Origin of the sequence: Mesorhizobium sp. IMUNJ 23232 (assembly GCF_044326205.1) — a bacterium.
Classification (GTDB): domain Bacteria; phylum Pseudomonadota; class Alphaproteobacteria; order Rhizobiales; family Rhizobiaceae; genus Kumtagia.
On the sequence record NZ_JBIRCY010000033.1, the window covers coordinates 40,654 to 59,706 of the forward strand.

Consider the following 19,053-nt stretch of genomic DNA (forward strand, 5'->3'; position numbering starts at 1 on the left):
GCCGTCATTCCCGTGCCCGGCGCGCGGCGCGCTCCTCGCGCGAACGCCGGCGCGGGCCGCCGTCGCCGGCAACCTGCTCGACGACCTTTCGCGGCGGCAGTGTCACCTGCTCGGCGAGTTTCGGGAATGGATCGACCTTGTTTGGCAGCGCCATGGCGTCGATGAACAGTTGCTGGAAGTGCGGCTCCAGCGCAGTTTCGATCTTCTCGATCCTTGAAACCTCTTTCTCGATCTCGCGGCGATGGTTGCGGTTGAGCAGCGCCATCAGCGCTCCGGTGCCGGCGGCGTTGCCGACCGCCTTCACTTCGGAGAGGTCGCAGTCGGGGATCAGGCCGAGCACCATGGCGTATTTCGGGTCGATGAAGGAACCGAAGGCGCCGGCGAAGCGGATCGTGTCGACGGTCTCAACACCCTGCTTCTCCATCAACAGTTTCACGCCGGCGTAGAGCGCCGCCTTGGCGAGCTGGATGGCGCGGATGTCGTTCTGGGTCACCGTGATGTGCGGTTCGCCCTGGCGACCCTCGCGCAGCAGGTAGGAAAAGGTGCGGCCGTTCGGGATGATGCGCGGGCTTCGCGCGGCCAAGGCGCCGTCGATGACGCCGTCCTCGGAGATGATGCCGGTTAGGTACATCTCGGCGACCACCTCGATGATGGCCGAGCCGCATATTCCGGTCACGCCGGTGGTCCAGGAGGCGTCGTCGAATCCCGCTTCGTCCGACCACTGCTCGGTGCCGATGATCTTGTAGCGCGGCTCCAGCGTGTCGGCGTCGATACGTACCCGCTCAATGGCTCCGGGCGCCGCACGCTGACCCGAAGAGATCTCGGCGCCCTCGAAGGCCGGGCCGGTCGGCGAGGAGGCGGCCACCACGCGGTTCCTGTTGCCGAGCACGATCTCGGCATTGGTGCCGACGTCGACCAGGAGCATCATGCTGTCCTGCCGGTACGGGCCTTCCGACAGCGTCGCGCCGGCGGCATCCGCGCCGACATGCCCTGCGATGCAGGGCAGCGTGTAGTAGCGGGCGCCGCGGTTAACCTCGATGCCGATCTCGTGAGTCCAGCCCTGCGTCGCGCCCGACACGGCGAGCGCGAACGGCGCCTGGCCGAGTTCGGTCGGGTCGATGCCGAGGAACAGATGGTGCATGATCGGGTTGCCGACGAACACGGTGTCGAAGATGTCGTGGCGGTCGACACCGCCTTCCTCGCACACCTTGCCGATCAACGTGTTGATGGCGTCGCGCACCGCCTTGGTCATTGCTTCCCGGCCGTCCGGGTTCATCATCACATATGACACGCGGCTCATCAAATCCTCGCCGAAGCGGATCTGCGGGTTCGGCGTGCCGGAGGAGGCGACGATGCGTCCGGAAAGCAGCGACACCAGATGCATGGCGATGGTGGTCGAGCCGATGTCGCATGCAATGCCGTAGGCTTCGTTCTTCAGGCCGGGATAAAGCGCGATCAGTGTAGCGCGCGAAAACTCCATGTCCTTGTGGATGGCCGCCGTGACCGCCCAGTTCTCCTTGCGCAGGATCTTCTGCACTTCGGGGATGAGATGCTGGGCGACGCGCAGGTGCTTCCAGCCCCAGTCCTTTTCAAGCACGGCCTTCAGCCGCTCGAGGTCGCCGGTCGGCTTGTGCATGTCGGGCTGCTCGACCTCGACATAGCACATCTGCACCGCCGAAAACCGCTCGATGACGCGGTCGACAGCGGCCTTGCGGATCGTCTGGGCGTTGATGACGGTATCCTGCGGGACGTCGACGACAAGGTCGCCCTGGACGGTCGCCGAACAGGAGAGGCGGCGGCCTTCGGGCAGACCGCGCACGCGGTCGTAGCGCTCCTCCTTTGGCCCGCGCGGCGATATATGGTCGAGCGACGAGACGATCTTGTGCTTTGCGAAATTGCCTTCCTGCACCTCGATCTGGCAGCGGCCGCAGGTCGCGCGCCCGCCACAGACCGATTCCACATAGACGCCGAGCGAGCGTGCAGCGTCGAGGAGCGGGGTGCCCACGGGGAAGCGCCCTCGCTTGCCGGAGGGCATGAAGAGGACGAGGGGATCGGTGATGTTTGCTGGAGAATTCATGATTTCTTACTTCGCTGAGCAGATTGCGAGGGCTTGACAATCCTTGGCAAGCACTTCATGGGAAATTTTATGATCAATGCCTCGGCACATATCGTCGCCTTTCGCTTCGAGCGACTAGCCCTGCTTGCCTAATGGCGAGCGGGTAACGGCATTTCTTATCCCAATACTCGCCCGCCATGTCAGCGGGTTTAGCCCAACCGGTAGAGGCAACGGACTTAAAATCCGTCCTGTATGGGTTCGAGTCCCATAACCCGCACCAAATTCCTGCGAGCGTAGCCCAACAGGTAGAGGCACTGCACTCAGACTGCAGTCAGTGTGGGTTCGACTCCCTCCGCTCGCACCACGGGAGGGTAGCCCAATCGGCAGAGGCAACGTCCTGAGATGGCGTTCAGTACGGGTTCGAGGCCCGTCCCTCCCACCAACCTCTTCTGCGATACCGACGTTGCGCAATTGAGTTTCTTATCCCCTAGCCATCCTGGCCTCGCGCCCGCCACGGCGGCGTCCGCCGGCGGCAGCACCTTCCGCGCCGGGCGTGACAACGGCCACCGGCGGCGGGGCGGCGTGTTCGCCCGGCTTGAAGTCCTTATAGGTCTTGATCCAGGTCATGCAGTCGCGGTCGGTGCCGTTGAGCACGTTGGCGGCGCGGACCGCCTCCATTTCCTGCGGACGCACAGGGTTCATGATTGCCGAGGTCATGCCGGCGCCTATCACCATCGGGATGAAGCCGGCATTGATGCCATGGCGGTGCGGCAGGCCGAACGAGATGTTGGACAGCCCACAGGTGGTGTTGACCTTCAACTCCTCGCGCAGGCGGCGCAGGAGGGCAAAAACCTGGCGGCCGGCATCGCCCAGCGCGCCGATCGGCATGACCAGCGGGTCGACCACCACGTCATGCGCCGGGATGCCATGGTCGGCGCAGCGCTCGACGATTTTTTTGGCCACCGCGAAACGAACGTCGGGGTCCATGGAAATACCGGTCTCGTCGTTGGAGATGGCCACCACCGGCACGTTGTATTTCTTCACCAGCGGCAGGATCGCCTCCAGCTTCTCTTCCTCGCCGGTGACAGAATTCACCAGCGGCCGGCCCTTGGCAACCTTCAGCGCGGCCTCGATCGCGGCGCTGACCGAAGAATCGATCGACAGCGGCAGGTCGACGGTGCGCTGCACGATCTCCAGCGTCTGGACGAGGAGGGCTGGCTCGGTGGCGTTGGGGTCGACGGCGGTGACGCCGGCATTGACGTCGAGCATGGTGGCGCCGGCGGCGGCCTGCTCGATCGCGTCCTTGATTACCGTCTCGAAATTGCCGGCCGACATTTCGGCGGCGAGTTTCTTGCGGCCAGTCGGGTTGATGCGTTCGCCGATCACGCAGAAGGGCTGGTCGAAGCCGATGACGATTTCGCGGGTCGCCGAGGCGACGATGGTGCGGGTCATAAATCTCTCCTCGTGATATAAAGACTTCTTTATATCGTTTTCGTTCTGGTTCAATCGGCGGCGCGCTCAATGCGCGGTTTTCACCATTTCCGCCTGCGTTTCGGTGATGTCGTCATGCAGGATGTGGTCGAGCCGGTCGGCGACCATCTGGTCGTCGCGGCGCGCCTCGCGCTTCCACGGCTGGCGGCCCTTGAGCACGCCGGATTCGTCGACGATCTCGGCGACATATTCCTCCTGGCGGTAGGCCATGACATGGATGCCGGAGACGCCCGGAATTTCCTTCACCTCGTTGATGATGTCGATGCAGAGGCGCTTGCCTTCGGCCTTCTGGTCCTGGGCGCCTTCCAGCCGCTTGATGATCGCATCGGGGATGTGGATGCCGGGCACGTTGGAGCGGATCCATTTCGCCGTCTTGGCCGACGCCAATGGGCCGACGCCGCACAGGATGAAGACTTTTTCGGTCAGGCCGAGATCGCGTGCCTTCTGCATGAAGGTCTTGAACATAGGCACGTCGAAGCAATACTGGCTTTGCACGAATTGCGCCCCGGCGGCGATCTTCTTGCCGAGATGGATCGGGCGGAAATCATAAGGGGGGGCGAAGGGGTTGACCGCCGCGCCGAGGAAAAGCTGCGGCGGCGTTGTCAGCTTGCGGCCCGACAAAAACTTTCCGTTGTCGCGCATGATGCGGATGGTTTCGAGCAGCGACATGGAATCGAGATCGAACACCGGCTTGGCGCCCGGCTGGTCGCCGGCCTGCACGCCGTCGCCGGTGAGACAGAGCATGTTGGCGACGCCCATGGCAGCACCCCCCAGCACGTCGCCCTGGATGGCGATGCGGTTCTTATCGCGGCAGGCGATCTGCATGATCGGCGCATAACCCATGCGGGTCAGCAGTGCGCAGATGCCGACCGACGACATGTGGCAATTGGCGCCGGACGCGTCGACCGCGTTGATGGCGTCGACCCAGCCGTCGAAGACTTTGGCGCGATTGTAGACGTCCTCAGGATCGGCGCTGTCGGGCGGGTTAAGCTCGGTGGTGACCGCGAACTCGCCGCGGCGCAGCACGCGCTCCAGCCGTCCGCGCGAGGTGTGGCCGGGCAGGGGCTCCAGTGGAAGGTGGATGCCTGCTGGATTCTCGTCGCGCTGGAAGGGGCGTTTCTCGATCACGCGGTTGCTCCCGCCTTAGCCTGTTCGCGTTCGGCTGCGGCACGTGCGGTGACGCGCAGCCAGGCCGAGGTCTCACGCAGCGACTGGTCGACCGGCTTCTGCACGGCCAGGATGGCGTCGCCCTTGACCATATTGCGGGAACCTTCCCATGCCTTCACCCACACGCACGGCATGTCCGGCTCGACCTCGCAATTGCCGTTGGCGCGCACGCCGCCGCACGGGCCGTTGCGCAACTGTTTCGGGCAGTTCATGGGGCAGGACATGCCGGTCGAAGACAGCACGCACTGGCCGCACATGCGGCAGTCGAACATGAAACCCTTCACCCGCTTTTCGACGAATTTTACCGGCGCCTCGACACGGCCGTAGCCTATGCCCCTCCACAGGGGGTGGAGCAGCAGGAACATGTCGGCGAAGCGAGCATAAAACCATTCGAGCAGGCGCGAATGGCGGATGGCCCACAGCCGCACCGAATAGGAGCGCTGCACGCGCCGCTGTGGCGACACGTCGGCAGGTTTGTAGTCGCTCTTCGGCGCGGCCTTCTTGACCTGCGTCGCCTGCGTAATGCCGCCGGATGCGCTGGGCGGCATAATAGACGTGCCGTTGGCCGGCCCTTTGGCCGCAGTCGAGTTCGGCTGGGTATCAGACATTTTCCTTGCCGCCGGATTTCGCGAGAGCGACCAGCCGCTCCCGGTCGTATTTTGCATCGAATTCGGCCGCGGCTTTGTCGGCCTCAGCCTCAAGGTTGTCGCCGACCGGCACCGGGTCGGCCTTGCGCCATTCCGCCAGATAGGCGTCGGTCTCCGCGGCGCCCGAGCGCATCGCCGCCATGTCGATGGCTTCCGTGAAGCGCAGCGGCAGCTCGCGCTTGGCGCTTGTACGCCCACGCTTGACGATGATTTGGGCGGGAATGTCGCGCCAGTAGACGACGATGAGGTCGGCCATGAAATCCCTGTATTTGCTGTTGTTGGAGCATTGCCGGAACGCGGGGAATCCCGCTTCTCATCAGACGACGCGCGCGCCTTCAAAAGCGACAGGGCAGAATGTCGCTGATGGGCAGGGGAAGGCCGTGTCAGAAAAGGCGTGGGTCCAGATCGGCGGCGAACCGGCGATGGAACCGGACGTAGCCTCTTTCGGTCGACTTGAGGTGTTCTGCGATGATCGCGTGGAAGCGCGGCAACCGGTGGAACGGCACCGTCGGATAGGAATGATGCTCAGCATGGTAGGGCATGTTCCAGGCGAAGAACCGGACGAACCTCGTGGTGAAGGTCGTACGGGTGTTCTCGAGCATGTTGGCGACATGCGGACAGCGTGTGTGCTCGGCCAGCAGGTAGGCGCGCAGGAAGGGCTGGCCGGCAAGCGCCGGTACGATCCAGGTCCACAAAAGCATGTCTGAGCCGGCGAGCAGGGAGGCTGCCAAAAGCGGGGCGTAGAGCGCAAGGACGACGCGCGCCTCGAACCGGACCTTGGAGCGGCCCTTCTCCGGGACGTAGGTATCGCGATTTTCGCCTACGGCATTGGCGAACACCACGCGCGCCATGCCGGTCCAGTAAGGAATTCCCGAGAGGTATAGCAGGTACTGCCCGATCGTTTCCGGCTTCGGGCTCAAGAGTTCGGGGTCGTTGTCGGGGTCGTGGGTATAACGGTGGTGGGCGAAATGGAAATATCGGAACCAATTTGGTGGCAGTGCGATCAGGAAGCCCGATACGAACGCGGCGGCGCGGTTTAGCCAGGGGGTCTCGAAGGCGGTTTCGTGGATCGTTTCGTGCAAGAGCGTGAACAGGAAGACGATGAGCACGCCTTGCGGAACGATCAGCAGCGGCCAGAATGGGATATCAACGCGATCAGGCATGCCGTCAGGACGATCAGTCCGCCGTGGACGCCGAGGCGCAGGAGGGCCGGCCGATCGGATTTTGCCGTGATGAGGCGGCGCTGCTCGGGCGACAGTTGTGCGATGACGGCGCGGTGATCAATCTCGGGCATGCGGAGGAGTTTAGCGGCAAAACCGCTGGGCGGTAGATGTCATGTCGTCGTCGCCGCAAAGAGCGATATCAAGAGATGTCCGGAATGCTATGCTTCAAATCGACAATCCGTACGATCATCCTGCGGGCGGGATCGAATGGGAGGTCCCGAAAATCAAATGCGGCGTAGAAGGACCGCACACCATCGTCGAGAGGCTGCGTGACAACGCCGATGCAGCCGATATGCTCGGAAAACCTCAGTGCCGTCAAAAGAGCATACTTCGTCAGGGAACTCGCACAGCCCTGTCCCCGATATCTTGTGTCGACGGCAAGTTGTCCGAGCAGGACGACCGGTACGGGGTCTGGCCTGTTTCGCTGCGAAGTCTTGGGCAGATAGGCACGCTCGATCTGCGCCGCGCTCAGGGAAACAAAGCCGGCAACGGCTTCGCTCGACGCGTCGCAAATTACGCTGGTGCGGGAGGAGTCGTTCTCCTGGTTTGTCCAAGCGTGACGGCGGAACCAGTGGTTCAACGACGCACGCCCGCAATCGAAGCTGTCGCGGTTCTCTCCGGCGGTCAGTGGACGGGGCGGGGTTAGTCTTCCCATACAGGCTTGCTCACCATCAGTTTCCTGAGCTTCGGCAAGTCCTGCGGCGGGGAGCGCACCCATGCCTCGAATTCTTCCCATTTTTCAGCGGGAATTGTTATCGAACGCGGCTCCATAAGCTCCAATTCTGCCGCCTCGATCGCTTTGCGGCGGATGAATTCGCTCAGGCTGGTGCGGGCCTGCCCAGCCGCCGCTTCGAGCAGTTCTCGTTCTCCGGGCGTTACCCGGACGCTGAGGGGCGCCATACTGTTCATTTTGATCTCCTACGCTATGTCATACAATAGCATACGACGAATACTGGCGCCAGATGGTTACCATATGCCACGCGTCAGTCCGGTCCAGAGGTAGAACCACAGCGTCGGGTGATACCACTGTCTCGACGGCAGGCCGGTATCGACCGGCGCCAGCGGCCCGGCCAGCGCATCATCGATGGCGCGCGTGCAGATGTCGCGGGAGAACGCGGCCTGGGTGAGCGCATAGGTGGCGATTGTGTCGCCCTTCGACGGTTTTCCGCGCGCCTGTTGCAGCACCGCGCCGGTGTCGACGCCAGTGTCCACCAGATGCACGGTCGTGCCGAAATTTCTCCTGTCGCCTGAGGCCAACGCCCAATAGCCGCCATTCATGCCGCGGTATTTCGGTGCGATGCCCGCATGATAGTTGAGCACCGGGCAAGAGATCGAGGCGAGAGTTTCGCGTTTCAGCAGCCGGCAGCCGGCCAGAAAGACCACTTCCGGGTTGATCCTCTGCAAAGCCGCTAAGAATTCCGGGCTGTTGGCGGAGGGAACCTCGATCGTCCGTTCACGCGGCGGTGGGGTGGTGTCGAGACTGATTTCGGCCGAAATTCCGGCCAGCCGGTGTGCATAGAGCACCTTCGAGGTGCGGATGATCAGCATCGTGCCGATCTGCCCGGCGACCGAAATCCAGCCCTGGTGCCGGGCGCGGCGCCTCAGCAGCGCCCATTTCGATTCCGGCTGTTCGAGAATGACCGTCGGCGGCCCGAACTGCGCTGCGATGGCATTGATGATGCCCCAGATGTGGCGCCCGCCTTCGGTCACCACCACGATGCGGCGCGGCCTCAGAGAATCCATATGAGCGTGGCCTGGACCGCGGCGGTTGCGGCGCCGAAGACGACGGTGACCACGCCGATGGAGGCGATGGCGACGCCGCTGCCGATCGCGAAGAGGATCCCGTCGCGTTCCGACAAAGCGAGACCGAGGAGGGCCACGGAAAAGGCCGGAAGCCAGTTGCCGAGCGGGATCGGCAGCGTGACGATGATTGCGAGGACAAGCGACATGATGCCGACGATGCGGTCACCGCGCCGCCGCCAGAACGGCCAGTAGCGCGGGCGGACGAACTCTTCCAGCTTGACCAGCCTGGGGATGACACGATCCATGATCGAGCGGAACTGCTCGGCCGAGATCGACTTTTCGCCCATGAATTTCGGCAGCCAGGCGCGCTTGCTGCCATAGGTGAGTTGGGCTGCGACCACCAGCAGCGGCAGGCCGAGTATGGCCGACGAGGGCGGCGGCAGAGGTAATAGATTGAAGGCGGCGAAGAGGACCAGCAGGGCGGCAAAACTGCGGTCGCCGAGCGCGTCCAGAATGCTGGCGATGGTGACGCGGTCTTTTGCGTCGGCGGCAAGCCTGGCGAAGAGCTGCGACAGCCGCCGCGGCCTGCGCCGGAAGGGCGCACCGCCAGCCCGGCCGGTCTCGAAACCATCCATCTCCGTTCTCATGCCGCCCGTGCCAACGCCCGCAAGCCCCTGTGCAAGCAAGATATTCTGTTCATGAAGGAGTTAAGTCTTGATGACAGTATGATGTTCCAAGGCCGAATGTGGGCCTGGATCGGAATTCCCGCAACGGTTTTCGCTGTTATCGTTTGAATTCAAGAATATCGAGCTTGGATTCGTATTGGGGCGCCGGGAACTCGATACGCCATTCGCTGGGGCCGGTGCGGAAGGCATATCCCGCCTGGTCGGTCTCCGGGCCGTTGCCGTAGAGTTTTATCCGTTCGCCACCGATGAAGCCGGAACCCAGATAAATCAAACGCTTGGCGCCGTCGTCGAAGAAGCGGCCGGCGGTGCGCTGCGATCCGGACAGCTTCTCCAGCATCCAGCCGGAGCCGTTGTCGGTGACGCGGCACTTGAACCAGCCATAGACGACAAGCTCGGCGAGGCCGCCGGCCTTGATCGTGCGGCATTGCCAGTTGCCGGTCATGTCGAAATCCTGGAACGAAATCATGCGCTTGGCCACAAGAGCATCGAGCACCGCCACGTCCGCGGGCTCACCCTTGCGCGCTTCGGCGAGGGCCGCCAGCCGGGTCTGGCCGTATTCGTCCAGGCGTTTCTTGTCGGCCGCGGTGATCAGGTTGACGATCTCGCCGGTGGCGAAGGCGGGCAGGGCGCAGAGCAACGCAAGGGCGGCAGCGGCGGCGAAGGAGGTGGATTTCTTTGAGGTCATTTTTCCAGTCTTATCAATTGACCACGGTGAATGCCGAGCCTGAGTCGTTCCCGAAAAAGCCGTGGTCGACAACCGCTGCGGGTCTAAGAATCCTGCCTTTCCAATGGCTTGGCTCTCTAGATCGGACTTCTGTTCGTCAGGGGCATGACACCGGCGGCTGGAACATGACAAAACCTGGCCGGGAAAGGCAAGGAGCTTGACGGGAGCAGCCAGGACAAGGCCGCGAACTTTCTGTGCCTGGCCGGTTTGAAGTGAGAGCCGGGACTACGGGCGGACCGCGTTCAAAGATATGTTCAGCAGAGAGGGCGCCGATACGACCCGGCGGCTATCCGGCTCCAATATCCGAGGCGTCAGCCTACATCTTCGAACGGTGCTCCCGCGAAATAGGTGCGGCGGCGGGAACGCGGCGTGTCGCCGAAATAGTCGGCCCACCAGTCATCCGTCCGCAGGAATTTCGGCGCCGGGTTGGCGTTCCTGAAGGTGGTCGATTCCCGGAACGCGTGATGGCTGTAGAGGCGCATGAACTCGCCGAGATAGATGTCGGCGACGCGCTTGTTGCCCTTGATGACCAGCATGTTCTCGTCGTTGTTGGTCGTCGAGGCGTTGCTGAAATTGGCCGAGCCGGCGATGACGGTCGGGGTGCTGGAGAGGGGGTCGATCAGCATGAACTTGTTGTGCACGTAGTTCACGTTCTTGTTGAGGCCGGTCAGGCGCTCCTTCACCCAGCCTTCGAGTGCATCGTCGCGGATGATGCTGCCGATGGCGAAGACATTGGCCTTGTTGAAGCGTAGCCTGTCGATGGCTCGCTCCTCGGCGATGCGCTCGGCTTCCTGGTCGCGGTCGAACGCCCGCGTCTTCTTTTCGAGCAGGGCGAACCGCAGCGGTGCTGCCGACGTTCGGTAGACCTCCTTGAACAACTCGTTGATGCCGAAGGCAAAGGTCATGAACAGGCCGCTGTTGGCCCGCATGGCGAGGTTGCGGTACCATTCGAGCGCGCGCAGGCTGGGGCGCGGGCTGAACACCACGGTGGTGCCGGCGTCTGCCGTGTGGCCGACGGGTACGGGCGACAGCGCTTCGACGCGCGGTTCCAACTGTGCGTTGGGGAGGTTGGCCTCAAGCAGATCCCAATAGTCCGCGAATTTTTGGGCCACGACGGGATCCTCGACGACATGCGCGACATTGGAATGGCCGAAGATGCCGCCTTCCGAAAAATTCGTGCCGCCGGTCCAGACCGCCTGCGGCTGGCCGTCCTTGACCAATACGATGAACTTGTTGTGTGAGATGTAGGATTTGTTCTCGGTGCGCTGTTTGGAGACGGCGGCGAGGCCCGCATCCTCGACCTCCTCCTCGTTGCGGGCGCCGGGATTGTCCTTGCGCCGATCATAGACGATTTTGAGCGTCACGCCGCGGTTTCGAGCTTCCGCGAGCCGGCGCAGGAATGGCGCGTAGTGGAACTCGTAGGCAGCAACGCGCAGTTCGAAGCTGGCGTCCGTCGCCCGTGCGATGAAGCCTGTCATCGCCTCATATAGTCCGCGGGAAAGCCAGTCGAAGGCGGCGTTGTTCTCGACCTTGTCGGGCGCGCGATAGCCGAAGCGCCTGACATAGGCCTGCGAGCCGGCTACGCCGCTGTTGAAATAAACATCGTGATCGCCACCTTCGGGCGCCTCGGTGGTGATCGAGATCGAGACTTCGGCAAAAGCCGTCAGCGCCGCCGGCACGCCGTTGAGCGCAGTCACGACATAGGTGTATTTGCGCCCCGGCTGCACCGTGTAATCGGACCAGCCGAAGCTTTGAATCGGATGCTCCTTGCTGGAATAGGAAGAACCCGAGGGAAATCCCGGGTTGGTCGCCTCGAAGCACTTCATGCCGCGCAGATATTCGGCCGTATTGCCCTCATGGTCCGTGCGGTGGATCGAAAAGCCGAGAAGGCCGTTGCAGTTGGCTCGCTCAAGATTGAAGCCCAAAAGGACAACATAGGTGCCAGATATGGCTTGAACTGTCAGTCCATCCTTCGACGTCTTTTTCCGCATGACGCTGTTCCCTGGTTTGCAGGAAATGCATACACTGAAACTTTGAGCGGAAAAACTATATCCAAGAATTTCGTAAAAGTCGAGGCGTCGTATACTATCGGAAGTTGGCTAATATACTCTCTCGTCGGACAGATCTCGATCGCCCGGCGCCGTCACGCAACACGCGACAGGGCAGGGACCAGATCGCCATAGCCGGTGAAGCGGCGCTCGTAGGCAAGGCCAAGCAATCTGGCCGCGTCCTCGGCAACCTTGTCCAGCGCCGGGTCGTCGGTTTGCGCGAGATAGACGAGTTTTTCGTAGTTGCCGAAGAAATCCTTGATCAGTTCCGGATGTCGGTCGAGGCCGAGCGGCTTCATGAAGAAATTATCGAAATGCCGGCACAGGAAGTCGGTCATGTAGAAAGAAAGCATGTCGCGGTCGCCTTGCGCCTCGAAGGTTTTCGAACCCTGATAGAACGCAAAACAATGCGGGCCTTCCATGCGCTCGACACCATGCTTTTCGATGACGCGGTCGAGCATGCCGCCGGTTCCGCAGTCTCCATAGCCGACAAAGATGTGGCGGTAGCCTTCGGCCTTCGCCTTGATGATCGCCTTGTCCATCTCGGGCGCGATGCGATCCGGGCGAAAATGATACTCGGCAGGCAGACAGGTGAGATCCATGTGGTCAAGCGCGCCCTGTGCCTTGACCGCCAGCACCTCTCGCGCCAGCATGCCGCAGGCGATAACGAGGACGCGTTCGACGGGCGGTGTCTCGTGATTTTGCTTCGCCGGCATGGAACTTGTTTGAGTTTCGACGGTTAAGTTTAGCACTTATCAAAAGAGGGAGTCACCATGACATCGACCCGCATCGCATCGCTCGCCGTGCTGCTCGCCTGCGCGCTCGCCATTTCGGCCTGCGCGAACACTGTGCGCGGCGTCGGCAAGGACGTCAAAGGTACCGTCAACGCGGTCGAAGATACGGTCGAGTGACCCTCTCGCACGCGTCATGATGTGAAAAAGCCCCGGAGCCGGGGCTTTTTTGTGTCCTGGTAAGATGGAGAGGCGCGGGAACGCCAATCTCCTTGCCTTCTCGGCCGGCTATTTTATACGACTGAGAAATCCGCGCCGGTGAGTGCGAGATTGACTGTAATCGTGGCGAATTGGACGCCGGCGACGGCGCCGGTGCCATCCTCGTCGTAGAAGAGTTTTCCCGTGTCGGTCTCGTAGATGATGCGGTCGCTGGCATCCTGGGCGAGGCCGGTGGCGTTTGCCCGGAACGTCTCGCCGGAAAGCGTGCCGACGTCCAATTCCGTGAAGATCGCGTCGGACAGCAAGAAGCGGTCGTCGGCAACGTTGAAGTCGACGATGGTGTCGATGTTGCCCGCCCCGAGCGCGGTGGCGAAGGCGAAGCTGTCGGCACCGGCGAAGCCGCGCAGGCTGTCGGCACCGCCCTTGCCCTCCAGCCGGTTGTTGCCTGCATTGCCGAGAATCTCCTGGGCGACCTCGTTGCCGGTGAGGTCGATGTTAGAGGTGCCGCTCGAGCCGTTGGTGGTGAAGAGTTCGATGAAAACGCCCTTGCCGAGCACGTAGTCGACGGCGGCTGTCACCCTGTCCGCCGTTCCTTGCGAGGAACTCTCGACGATAATGTCGCCCGAATTGAACACGCGATAGGTGTCGTTACCGCCGAGCCCTTTCAGTGTGTCGGCCGCGCCGACGCCGCCGTCACTCAGTGTGTTGACGCCGGCATTGCCGAAAATCTCCTGGACGAGTTCGTTGCCGGTCAGGTCGATGGCCACCGTGGCCGACGAGCTGTTGGTGGTGAGAAGCTCCACCTCGGCACCCTTGGTCAGCACGTAGCTCACGGTGATGATGACCTTGTCCGCCAAGCCCGCGCCCAGTTCCTCGTTGACGATGTCGCCGGCCTCGCCGACGCGGAAGACATCGTCGCCGCCACCGCCGGTCATGGCGTCGTTGCCGGCCTTGCCGTCGATCGTGTCGTTTTTGCTCGACCCGGTAAGCACGTCCTGCAGGGCAGAACCGTTGATGGTTATGGAATCGGCACCATTGGTGAAGAAGCTGAAGGTGAGATTGCTGAGGTTGGCCACCTGGCCGACGGCATTGACGATGATCTGGTCCACGCCAGCCGAGCCCGAGATCGCGGTGATCGCCGCGCCACCGATCTGGTCGCTTTCGAAAGTCGCGGTTGAGTTTCCGCTGATGAAATCGAGGCCCTCGACGCCGCTGATAGCGAGCGGGCTGAAATCGATGGCGCCGGTGTTGAAGAGGCTGAGGTTGTCGAAGCCCAATCCTGCGTCGACGATCTCGCCGGCGACAGCCTCCGCGCCGGCAAAGTAGCGGAAATTGTCGGCGCCCTTGTCGCCGATCAATGTGTCCAGGCCGCCGCCGCCGGTGATCAGGTCCGACGAAGCGCCGGTGCCCTTGATCGTGTCGTTCTGGGACGAGCCGAACAGCACATTGGACGTGATGCTGGTGCCTTCGATGCTGATCGCGTTGTCGGCATCCCAGTTAACGAAGGTCGTCACGCCGCGCAGATCGACGTCGCTGCCGCGTACCCTGAGCGTCACGGTCTCGCCCGCGTCGGCGGCAAGCTGCGTGAAGCCGCCGGTGCCGATCTGCTTGCCGTTCACGATCGTGGTCTGGCCATTCGCAATCAGGCTGAGCCTTTCCACGTTCGAGAAGGCGACCAGGGTGAGGTCGTCGTTGGTGCCGTTCGAGGTGACTTCGTCGAAACCGCCGACGTTGTGGCTGCCGCCGTCCACCTTCGTGCCGACGGCAAAGCTGTTGCCGGTCATCTGGATTTTGTCGTTTCCGTTGCCGGCGCTGATCACATCGATGCCGTTTGTAAGCCCATTGCTGGTCGCGATGTTGTCGCGCTGGGCGCTTCCTGTGATCGTGTCGCTGCCGGTGGAGCCGAAGAGCTGCGTCTCGTCGGTGCCGCCCCAATTCGTGAATTTCCAGCCTGCCGCCGAGAAGTTCGTCGCGGCGGCGAAGTCGACGCGCACCCGGTTCTGGTTGGCGTCGCCGATGAGTTCCACGGTATTGGAGATCAGGCCGGCGCCGAACTGCGCCGGCGCGAAGATTGCCGTGGAAGTGGCGGGGCCTGGCGTCTGGAACAAGATCTTGTCGATGTTGACTTCAGGGGGTCCACCGCGGAAATCGGTGTTGCCGTTGTTGGTGATCGTAAGCGTGGCCATGATAACCTCTCAAGCAATAGCGGGGAGGCGCGCCTGCGCCTGTCCGGCTGTTCGGGTTGATGCCCCAGTAAATTTTTTCGAGTGATGCCGATTGTCTTTGCCGGGTCGCCCCGGCTGTCTCGTGGCCAGTCGCCTCGTCGGGCGATGTTTTCGGTTCGCCGCATCAGGCGGCCGCGTGATTGCCGAAGCGGGCTGGTAAAGCATTCCCGGGCGGGATTCGAATTTCGACGGCAGTCCAAGCCCGACGAAGGAGCAGGAACCGGGCGCATCGGGTCGGCACATACGGCCGGCGCCGAAGCGTTTCGGTCCGGCTGAATTCCCCCGCTCATGCTGGCGCGAAGTCATCATGGCCCCGTGGTGAAGCGCCGATTCTGAGAGACGGCAGCTTTCCGTAGGGGAAAGTATGCGAATGTCTTTCGGATGTCCTTGAGATCAGCTTGATTTTCCCTTGAGAATTCCTTGATATTGCTTGCCGGCTTGCAGCCGGGGCGGGGGCCGGCTTGCAGTACGCTTTCGGTGACTATCTGCTCGACATCGAGCGCATCGAGCTCAGCAAGGCCGGCGCGCCGGTCGCGGTTGAGCCGCAGGTTTTCGAAATTCTCGCCTATCTCGTGCGCAACCAGGACAGGGTGGTCGGCAGTGACGAATTGCTCGATGCCATCTGGAAGAGGCGCGCGGTCTCGCCGTCGGCGCTGACCAGCCGCATCAACGCGGCGCGTCATGCCATTGGCGACACTGGAGCCGGGCAGCATCTGATCAAGACCGTGCCCCGGCGCGGCTACCGCTTCACGGGCGGCGCCACGGCCATCTCGGCCCCCCGGCCGCCGGCCTCCGGCGCTCTGCACCAGGAGGTGCTGTATTGCACGTCCGGCAATGCGGTGCGCATCGCCTACGCCAAGGTCGGCAGCGGCCCGCCGATCGTCAAGACAGGCAACTGGCTGAACCATCTCGAATACGACTGGGAAAGCCCGGTGTGGAGTCATCTGCTGAGATGGCTGGCCACAGGGCGCCAGCTCATCCGCTACGATGCGCGCGGCAACGGGCTGTCGGACTGGGACGTGCAGGACCTTTCCTTCGACGCCTTCGTGCGCGATCTCGAAAGCGTCGTCGATGCCACGGCCCTCGACCGGTTCGCGCTGTTCGGCGCGTCGCAGGGGTGCGCCTTCTCGATCGCCTATGCGGTAAAACACCCCAAGCGGGTCAGCAAGCTGGTTCTCTATGGCGGGTTCGCGCGAGGGAGGCGGCTGCGCGGGACGCCGGTCGACGTCGAGCAGGCCGAGGCGTTGACGACGCTGATGCGCACCGGCTGGGGCCAGCAGAACCCAGCGTTCCGCCAGGTGTTCACGTCGCTGTTCATACCCGGCGCCACCATGGAGCAGATGGACTGGTTCAACGAGTTGCAGCGCAAGACCACCTCGCCGGAAAACGCCGTGCGGATCAGGCTGGTCTCGGACTACATGAACGTCGTCGACCTGTTGCCGCTGGTGACGGTTCCGACGCTCGTCCTGCATTGCCACGACGACGCGGTGCAGCCCTTCGAGGAGGGCCGCTTCCTGGCCGCCAACATCCCCGGCGCCCGGCTGGTGGGGCTCGAAGGGAGGAACCACCTGATCCTGGCGACCGACCCCGGCTGGTCGAAATTCCAGGAGGAGATCGGGGCGTTTCTGGCTTCGTGACCGGTTCGCCGGGCTCGCGCCGGACCATCAGCGTTTATATCACCAGCAAATCCGCGTTGGTCAGCGCCAGTCCGGCCGACAGTTGCGCGAACAGGCTCGATCCGCTGGCAGCGTTGCCATCGGCGTCGTAGAAGAGTTCGCCCGTAGTGGTGTTGTAGACGATACGGTCGTCGGCGTCCTGCGCCAGCCCGGTGGCATTGGCGCGGAACGCCGCCGCTGCCAGGGTTCCGGTGGACAGGGCCGTGAAGAACAGGTTATCCAGCCAGATCGTGTCGGCAGCCACGTTGTAGTCGGTGATGGTGTCGACATTGGTTGTGGCGTCCAGCGCCGAGTTGAACACGAAAATGTCCAGTCCGGAACCGCCCGTGAGCGTGTCGTTGCCGGCATAACCCTTGATGATGTCGTTGCCGGTGCCGCCCCTGATCACGTTGACGGCATTATTGCCATAGACGTAGTCGTCGAACGCCGAGCCGAGCAGGTTCTCGATCGAGTTGAAGGTGTCGCCGGCGGCGTCGCCGGTATTGATGGCCGTGTTCGCGAGGCTGACGACCACACGCGCGGTGGCCGAGGCATAGGAAGCCGTGTCGGTTCCCAGTCCGCCGCTGAGATAGTCGGCGCCTTCGCCGCCTGTCAGCGTATCGTTGCCTTCGATGCCGAAGATGCGGTCGGCTCCCTGGCCGCCGTCCAGCCTGTTTTCCCCGGTGGTGCCGACCAGACCATCATCGAAGTTCCCCCCGACGATATTCTCGATGGAATTGTAGGTGTCGCCGCTCGCCTCTCCCTCGTTGTTCTCGGGTGTCAGCAGTTGGACAACCACGCGGCCGGTTGCCGCCTCGTAAGACGCGGTGTCCGAGCCCGCACCGCCGCTCAGATAGTCGTCATCGAAAATGCCGCCGCTGCCTTCAAGCGTGTCATTCCCGTCGCGGCCAAAGAGGCGATCCGTACCGTATCCGCCCGCAAATGTGTTTGCGCCAGCATCGCCGAACAACCTGTCATTCCCGGACGTCCCGATAATCTTCTCGATGGAGTTGAAGGTGTCTCCAGTAGCGTGTCCCTGATTGTTGGCGGGTGTCTGCAGGTCGACCACTACCAACCCAGCCGTCTCGTACGAAACGGTGTCCCAACCCGCGCCGCCATCGAGATGGTCGGCGCCGTTCTCGCCAAGCAGCGTGTCCGATCCTTCGCCGCCTTCGAGATGGTCGTCGCCGAAGCCGCCGTACAGCTTGTCATCCCCGTCAAGGCCAAAGAGGTCATCCGCGCCGTAGTAGCCCTCCAGCCTGTTCACTCCGGCGGTGCCAGCCAACTCGTCGTCAAACCGCGACCCATGAATGTATTCGATGGAGACGAACGTATCCCCGGCGGCTTCTCCCTGGTTGTTGGCCGGCGCCAGCAAATGGACGACCACGCCCGCGGATGCTGACTCGTAGTAGGCCGTGTCGGCGCCCGCGCCGCCGTTCAGATAGTCGGCCCCGGACCCTCCTTTCAGCAGGTCATTGCCGATGCCGCCATAAAGGAGGTCGTCGCCGCCTTCGCCATGCAGAAAATCTCTGCCGCCGGCACCCTCGAGCCGGTTAACGCCTTCATTGCCACGAACGTTCTGGTCGAATTCGTTGCCAGTCAGGTCGATCGCAGCCGTTCCTGCCCCGTCGCGGGTTTCCAGCCATTCGATTGCCACGCCGGCGGCAAGCACGTAGTTGGAGCCGCTGCGAACGACGTCCAAGCCGCCTTCTCCGGCCTTCTCGATGACGCGATCCGCATTGCCTTCGACGTAGTGGATGTCGCTGCCCAGCCCGCCGACCGTGATGTCCGCGCCGAGGCCGCCGTCCAGGATATCTTCGCCGCGCCCCGACTGGAGAACGTCCGCGCCGTCAAAGCCAAGAAGCACGTCGCTATAAGGTGTGCCCTTGATCGAGTCATCCCCGGAAAAGATGAGAGCGGTCAGCGCCGCATCGTCGAGCGTCTGGAAAGCCGAGACGTCGATGCTGAGCCCGCTTATCGAAAACTCTTTCCAGTATGGAACTCCCGGATCCCAATCAACGTAGTAGGTCAGCCGATAGTCGATCTGCGTCACCGTGCCGGAAACGGCCTCGACCTCGCTGCCGTTCATATCGAACTCGAAGTCGCCGCCGAACCTCCAGACAGCGTCATAAGAACTTTCGTCGTAGACATATTCTATGTAATCCCCGGCATAGGACACGGCCGGGTCCGCGGGGCTTTGAAAGTCGGAGGGGTCGAGGCGTTGGAATTGCAAATCCCCCACGTCCACGCCAAAGTTTTCTGCCCAGCCGACGGTTGAGCTTACATCGGAAGTAAAAATCGCCATGATGTACCCTCCGCCGTCCGATCGGTCTCTTTCAGGCAACCACGACCGGACTTCATGCAACCAACGGTAGCTCAGTTGTGCCTTCCACTCAAGTTTCGCTTCAAAGTTTTTAGAAAAATTTTGCTATGATCAT

At 62.5% G+C, this 19,053-nt stretch carries 18 protein-coding genes and 3 tRNA genes; 6 read left to right on the forward strand and 15 right to left on the reverse strand.

From position 1 onward, the window contains the following. Nucleotides 1–4 precede the first annotated feature (4 nt). The gene (locus tag ACH196_RS22520) at nucleotides 5–2,077 is read right to left on the reverse strand and encodes an ASKHA domain-containing protein (RefSeq protein ID WP_396649176.1); all 2,073 of its coding nucleotides are present in this window, start codon (nucleotides 2,075–2,077) and stop codon (nucleotides 5–7) included. 182 nt (nucleotides 2,078–2,259) lie between these two features. Here ACH196_RS22520 and ACH196_RS22525 point away from each other — a divergent pair. From ACH196_RS22525 to ACH196_RS22535, 3 genes are all read left to right on the forward strand, one after another. Continuing rightward, a tRNA-Leu gene (locus tag ACH196_RS22525) sits at nucleotides 2,260–2,336 on the forward strand. Between the two features lie 7 nt (nucleotides 2,337–2,343). Next, nucleotides 2,344–2,420: transfer RNA gene (locus ACH196_RS22530), tRNA-Leu, on the forward strand. Nucleotide 2,421: 1 nt separating this feature from the next. Continuing rightward, a tRNA-Leu gene (locus ACH196_RS22535) sits at nucleotides 2,422–2,498 on the forward strand. Nucleotides 2,499–2,536: 38 nt separating this feature from the next. Here ACH196_RS22535 and ACH196_RS22540 read toward each other — a convergent pair. From ACH196_RS22540 to ACH196_RS22560, 5 genes are all read right to left on the reverse strand, one after another. Then, complete coding sequence (locus tag ACH196_RS22540; RefSeq protein WP_396649177.1) at nucleotides 2,537–3,508, reverse strand: methyltetrahydrofolate cobalamin methyltransferase; 972 nt, start codon at nucleotides 3,506–3,508, stop codon at nucleotides 2,537–2,539. 66 nt (nucleotides 3,509–3,574) lie between these two features. Then, nucleotides 3,575–4,672 (reverse strand): methylenetetrahydrofolate reductase, encoded by a 1,098-nt coding sequence (locus ACH196_RS22545; RefSeq protein ID WP_396649213.1) that lies wholly within the window; start codon nucleotides 4,670–4,672, stop codon nucleotides 3,575–3,577. After that, nucleotides 4,672–5,322 (reverse strand): methylenetetrahydrofolate reductase C-terminal domain-containing protein, encoded by a 651-nt coding sequence (locus ACH196_RS22550; RefSeq protein ID WP_396649178.1) that lies wholly within the window; start codon nucleotides 5,320–5,322, stop codon nucleotides 4,672–4,674. The genes ACH196_RS22545 and ACH196_RS22550 overlap by 1 nt, the downstream gene beginning before the upstream one ends. Then, nucleotides 5,315–5,617: a virulence factor gene (locus ACH196_RS22555; RefSeq protein WP_396649179.1), complete on the reverse strand. Its 303-nt coding sequence runs from the start codon at nucleotides 5,615–5,617 to the stop codon at nucleotides 5,315–5,317. The genes ACH196_RS22550 and ACH196_RS22555 overlap by 8 nt, the downstream gene beginning before the upstream one ends. A gap of 127 nt (nucleotides 5,618–5,744) precedes the next feature. Continuing rightward, nucleotides 5,745–6,524 carry a fatty acid desaturase gene (locus tag ACH196_RS22560; protein WP_396649180.1) on the reverse strand — a complete coding sequence of 260 codons (780 nt, stop codon included), beginning with the start codon at nucleotides 6,522–6,524 and terminating at the stop codon, nucleotides 5,745–5,747. Nucleotides 6,525–6,547: 23 nt separating this feature from the next. Between ACH196_RS22560 and ACH196_RS22565 the strand changes: the two genes are divergently transcribed. Continuing rightward, nucleotides 6,548–6,691 (forward strand): hypothetical protein, encoded by a 144-nt coding sequence (locus ACH196_RS22565; RefSeq protein WP_396649181.1) that lies wholly within the window; start codon nucleotides 6,548–6,550, stop codon nucleotides 6,689–6,691. A 32-nt stretch (nucleotides 6,692–6,723) separates the two neighbouring features. Here the strand turns inward: ACH196_RS22565 and ACH196_RS22570 are convergent, their stop codons facing one another. The 7 genes from ACH196_RS22570 to ACH196_RS22600 all read right to left on the reverse strand — a co-directional run bounded on the left by ACH196_RS22570 (nucleotide 6,724) and on the right by ACH196_RS22600 (nucleotide 12,501). After that, nucleotides 6,724–7,164 (reverse strand): GNAT family N-acetyltransferase, encoded by a 441-nt coding sequence (locus tag ACH196_RS22570; protein ID WP_396649182.1) that lies wholly within the window; start codon nucleotides 7,162–7,164, stop codon nucleotides 6,724–6,726. A 62-nt stretch (nucleotides 7,165–7,226) separates the two neighbouring features. Next, nucleotides 7,227–7,493 carry a DUF1778 domain-containing protein gene (locus ACH196_RS22575; RefSeq protein ID WP_396649183.1) on the reverse strand — a complete coding sequence of 89 codons (267 nt, stop codon included), beginning with the start codon at nucleotides 7,491–7,493 and terminating at the stop codon, nucleotides 7,227–7,229. A gap of 57 nt (nucleotides 7,494–7,550) precedes the next feature. Then, nucleotides 7,551–8,327 carry a formyl transferase gene (locus ACH196_RS22580; RefSeq protein WP_396649184.1) on the reverse strand — a complete coding sequence of 259 codons (777 nt, stop codon included), beginning with the start codon at nucleotides 8,325–8,327 and terminating at the stop codon, nucleotides 7,551–7,553. Then, nucleotides 8,315–8,962: an exopolysaccharide biosynthesis protein gene (locus tag ACH196_RS22585; protein ID WP_396649185.1), complete on the reverse strand. Its 648-nt coding sequence runs from the start codon at nucleotides 8,960–8,962 to the stop codon at nucleotides 8,315–8,317. Before ACH196_RS22585 ends, ACH196_RS22580 begins: the two co-directional genes overlap by 13 nt. 148 nt (nucleotides 8,963–9,110) lie before the next feature. Further along, nucleotides 9,111–9,698, reverse strand: a complete 588-nt coding sequence (locus tag ACH196_RS22590; protein ID WP_396649186.1) for a DUF4893 domain-containing protein — start codon at nucleotides 9,696–9,698, stop codon at nucleotides 9,111–9,113. Nucleotides 9,699–10,048: 350 nt separating this feature from the next. Then, the gene (locus tag ACH196_RS22595; RefSeq protein ID WP_396649187.1) at nucleotides 10,049–11,728 is read right to left on the reverse strand and encodes a phospholipase D-like domain-containing protein; all 1,680 of its coding nucleotides are present in this window, start codon (nucleotides 11,726–11,728) and stop codon (nucleotides 10,049–10,051) included. 152 nt (nucleotides 11,729–11,880) lie between these two features. Then, complete coding sequence (locus tag ACH196_RS22600; RefSeq protein WP_396649188.1) at nucleotides 11,881–12,501, reverse strand: DUF1638 domain-containing protein; 621 nt, start codon at nucleotides 12,499–12,501, stop codon at nucleotides 11,881–11,883. Between the two features lie 57 nt (nucleotides 12,502–12,558). Between ACH196_RS22600 and ACH196_RS22605 the strand changes: the two genes are divergently transcribed. Beyond that, a complete protein-coding gene (locus ACH196_RS22605; RefSeq protein WP_396649189.1) occupies nucleotides 12,559–12,696 on the forward strand; it encodes an EncA/B family entericidin in 138 nt (45 codons plus the stop codon). Between the two features lie 113 nt (nucleotides 12,697–12,809). Here ACH196_RS22605 and ACH196_RS22610 read toward each other — a convergent pair whose 3' ends face one another. Continuing rightward, on the reverse strand, nucleotides 12,810–14,921 hold the full coding sequence (locus ACH196_RS22610) for a beta strand repeat-containing protein (protein ID WP_396649190.1): 2,112 nt from the start codon (nucleotides 14,919–14,921) through the stop codon (nucleotides 12,810–12,812). A 500-nt stretch (nucleotides 14,922–15,421) separates the two neighbouring features. Between ACH196_RS22610 and ACH196_RS22615 the strand changes: the two genes are divergently transcribed. Then, nucleotides 15,422–16,597, forward strand: a complete 1,176-nt coding sequence (locus ACH196_RS22615) for an alpha/beta fold hydrolase (RefSeq protein WP_396649191.1) — start codon at nucleotides 15,422–15,424, stop codon at nucleotides 16,595–16,597. A 34-nt stretch (nucleotides 16,598–16,631) separates the two neighbouring features. Here the strand turns inward: ACH196_RS22615 and ACH196_RS22620 are convergent, their stop codons facing one another. Continuing rightward, nucleotides 16,632–18,920, reverse strand: coding sequence for a calcium-binding protein (locus ACH196_RS22620; protein ID WP_396649192.1), 2,289 nt, complete (start codon nucleotides 18,918–18,920; stop codon nucleotides 16,632–16,634). Nucleotides 18,921–19,053: the final 133 nt, after the last annotated feature.

Coding starts and splice junctions, on each gene's coding strand:
- ACH196_RS22520 (WP_396649176.1), bottom strand. CDS start 2,077: ATGAATTCTCCAGCAAACATCACCGATCCCCTCGTCCTCTTCATGCCC.
- ACH196_RS22540 (WP_396649177.1), bottom strand. CDS start 3,508: ATGACCCGCACCATCGTCGCCTCGGCGACCCGCGAAATCGTCATCGGC.
- ACH196_RS22550 (WP_396649178.1), bottom strand. CDS start 5,322: ATGTCTGATACCCAGCCGAACTCGACTGCGGCCAAAGGGCCGGCCAAC.
- ACH196_RS22555 (WP_396649179.1), bottom strand. CDS start 5,617: ATGGCCGACCTCATCGTCGTCTACTGGCGCGACATTCCCGCCCAAATC.
- ACH196_RS22560 (WP_396649180.1), bottom strand. CDS start 6,524: ATGCCTGATCGCGTTGATATCCCATTCTGGCCGCTGCTGATCGTTCCG.
- ACH196_RS22575 (WP_396649183.1), bottom strand. CDS start 7,493: ATGAACAGTATGGCGCCCCTCAGCGTCCGGGTAACGCCCGGAGAACGA.
- ACH196_RS22580 (WP_396649184.1), bottom strand. CDS start 8,327: ATGGATTCTCTGAGGCCGCGCCGCATCGTGGTGGTGACCGAAGGCGGG.
- ACH196_RS22585 (WP_396649185.1), bottom strand. CDS start 8,962: ATGGATGGTTTCGAGACCGGCCGGGCTGGCGGTGCGCCCTTCCGGCGC.
- ACH196_RS22590 (WP_396649186.1), bottom strand. CDS start 9,698: ATGACCTCAAAGAAATCCACCTCCTTCGCCGCCGCTGCCGCCCTTGCG.
- ACH196_RS22595 (WP_396649187.1), bottom strand. CDS start 11,728: ATGCGGAAAAAGACGTCGAAGGATGGACTGACAGTTCAAGCCATATCT.
- ACH196_RS22600 (WP_396649188.1), bottom strand. CDS start 12,501: ATGCCGGCGAAGCAAAATCACGAGACACCGCCCGTCGAACGCGTCCTC.
- ACH196_RS22605 (WP_396649189.1), top strand. CDS start 12,559: ATGACATCGACCCGCATCGCATCGCTCGCCGTGCTGCTCGCCTGCGCG.
- ACH196_RS22610 (WP_396649190.1), bottom strand. CDS start 14,921: ATGGCCACGCTTACGATCACCAACAACGGCAACACCGATTTCCGCGGT.
- ACH196_RS22620 (WP_396649192.1), bottom strand. CDS start 18,920: ATGGCGATTTTTACTTCCGATGTAAGCTCAACCGTCGGCTGGGCAGAA.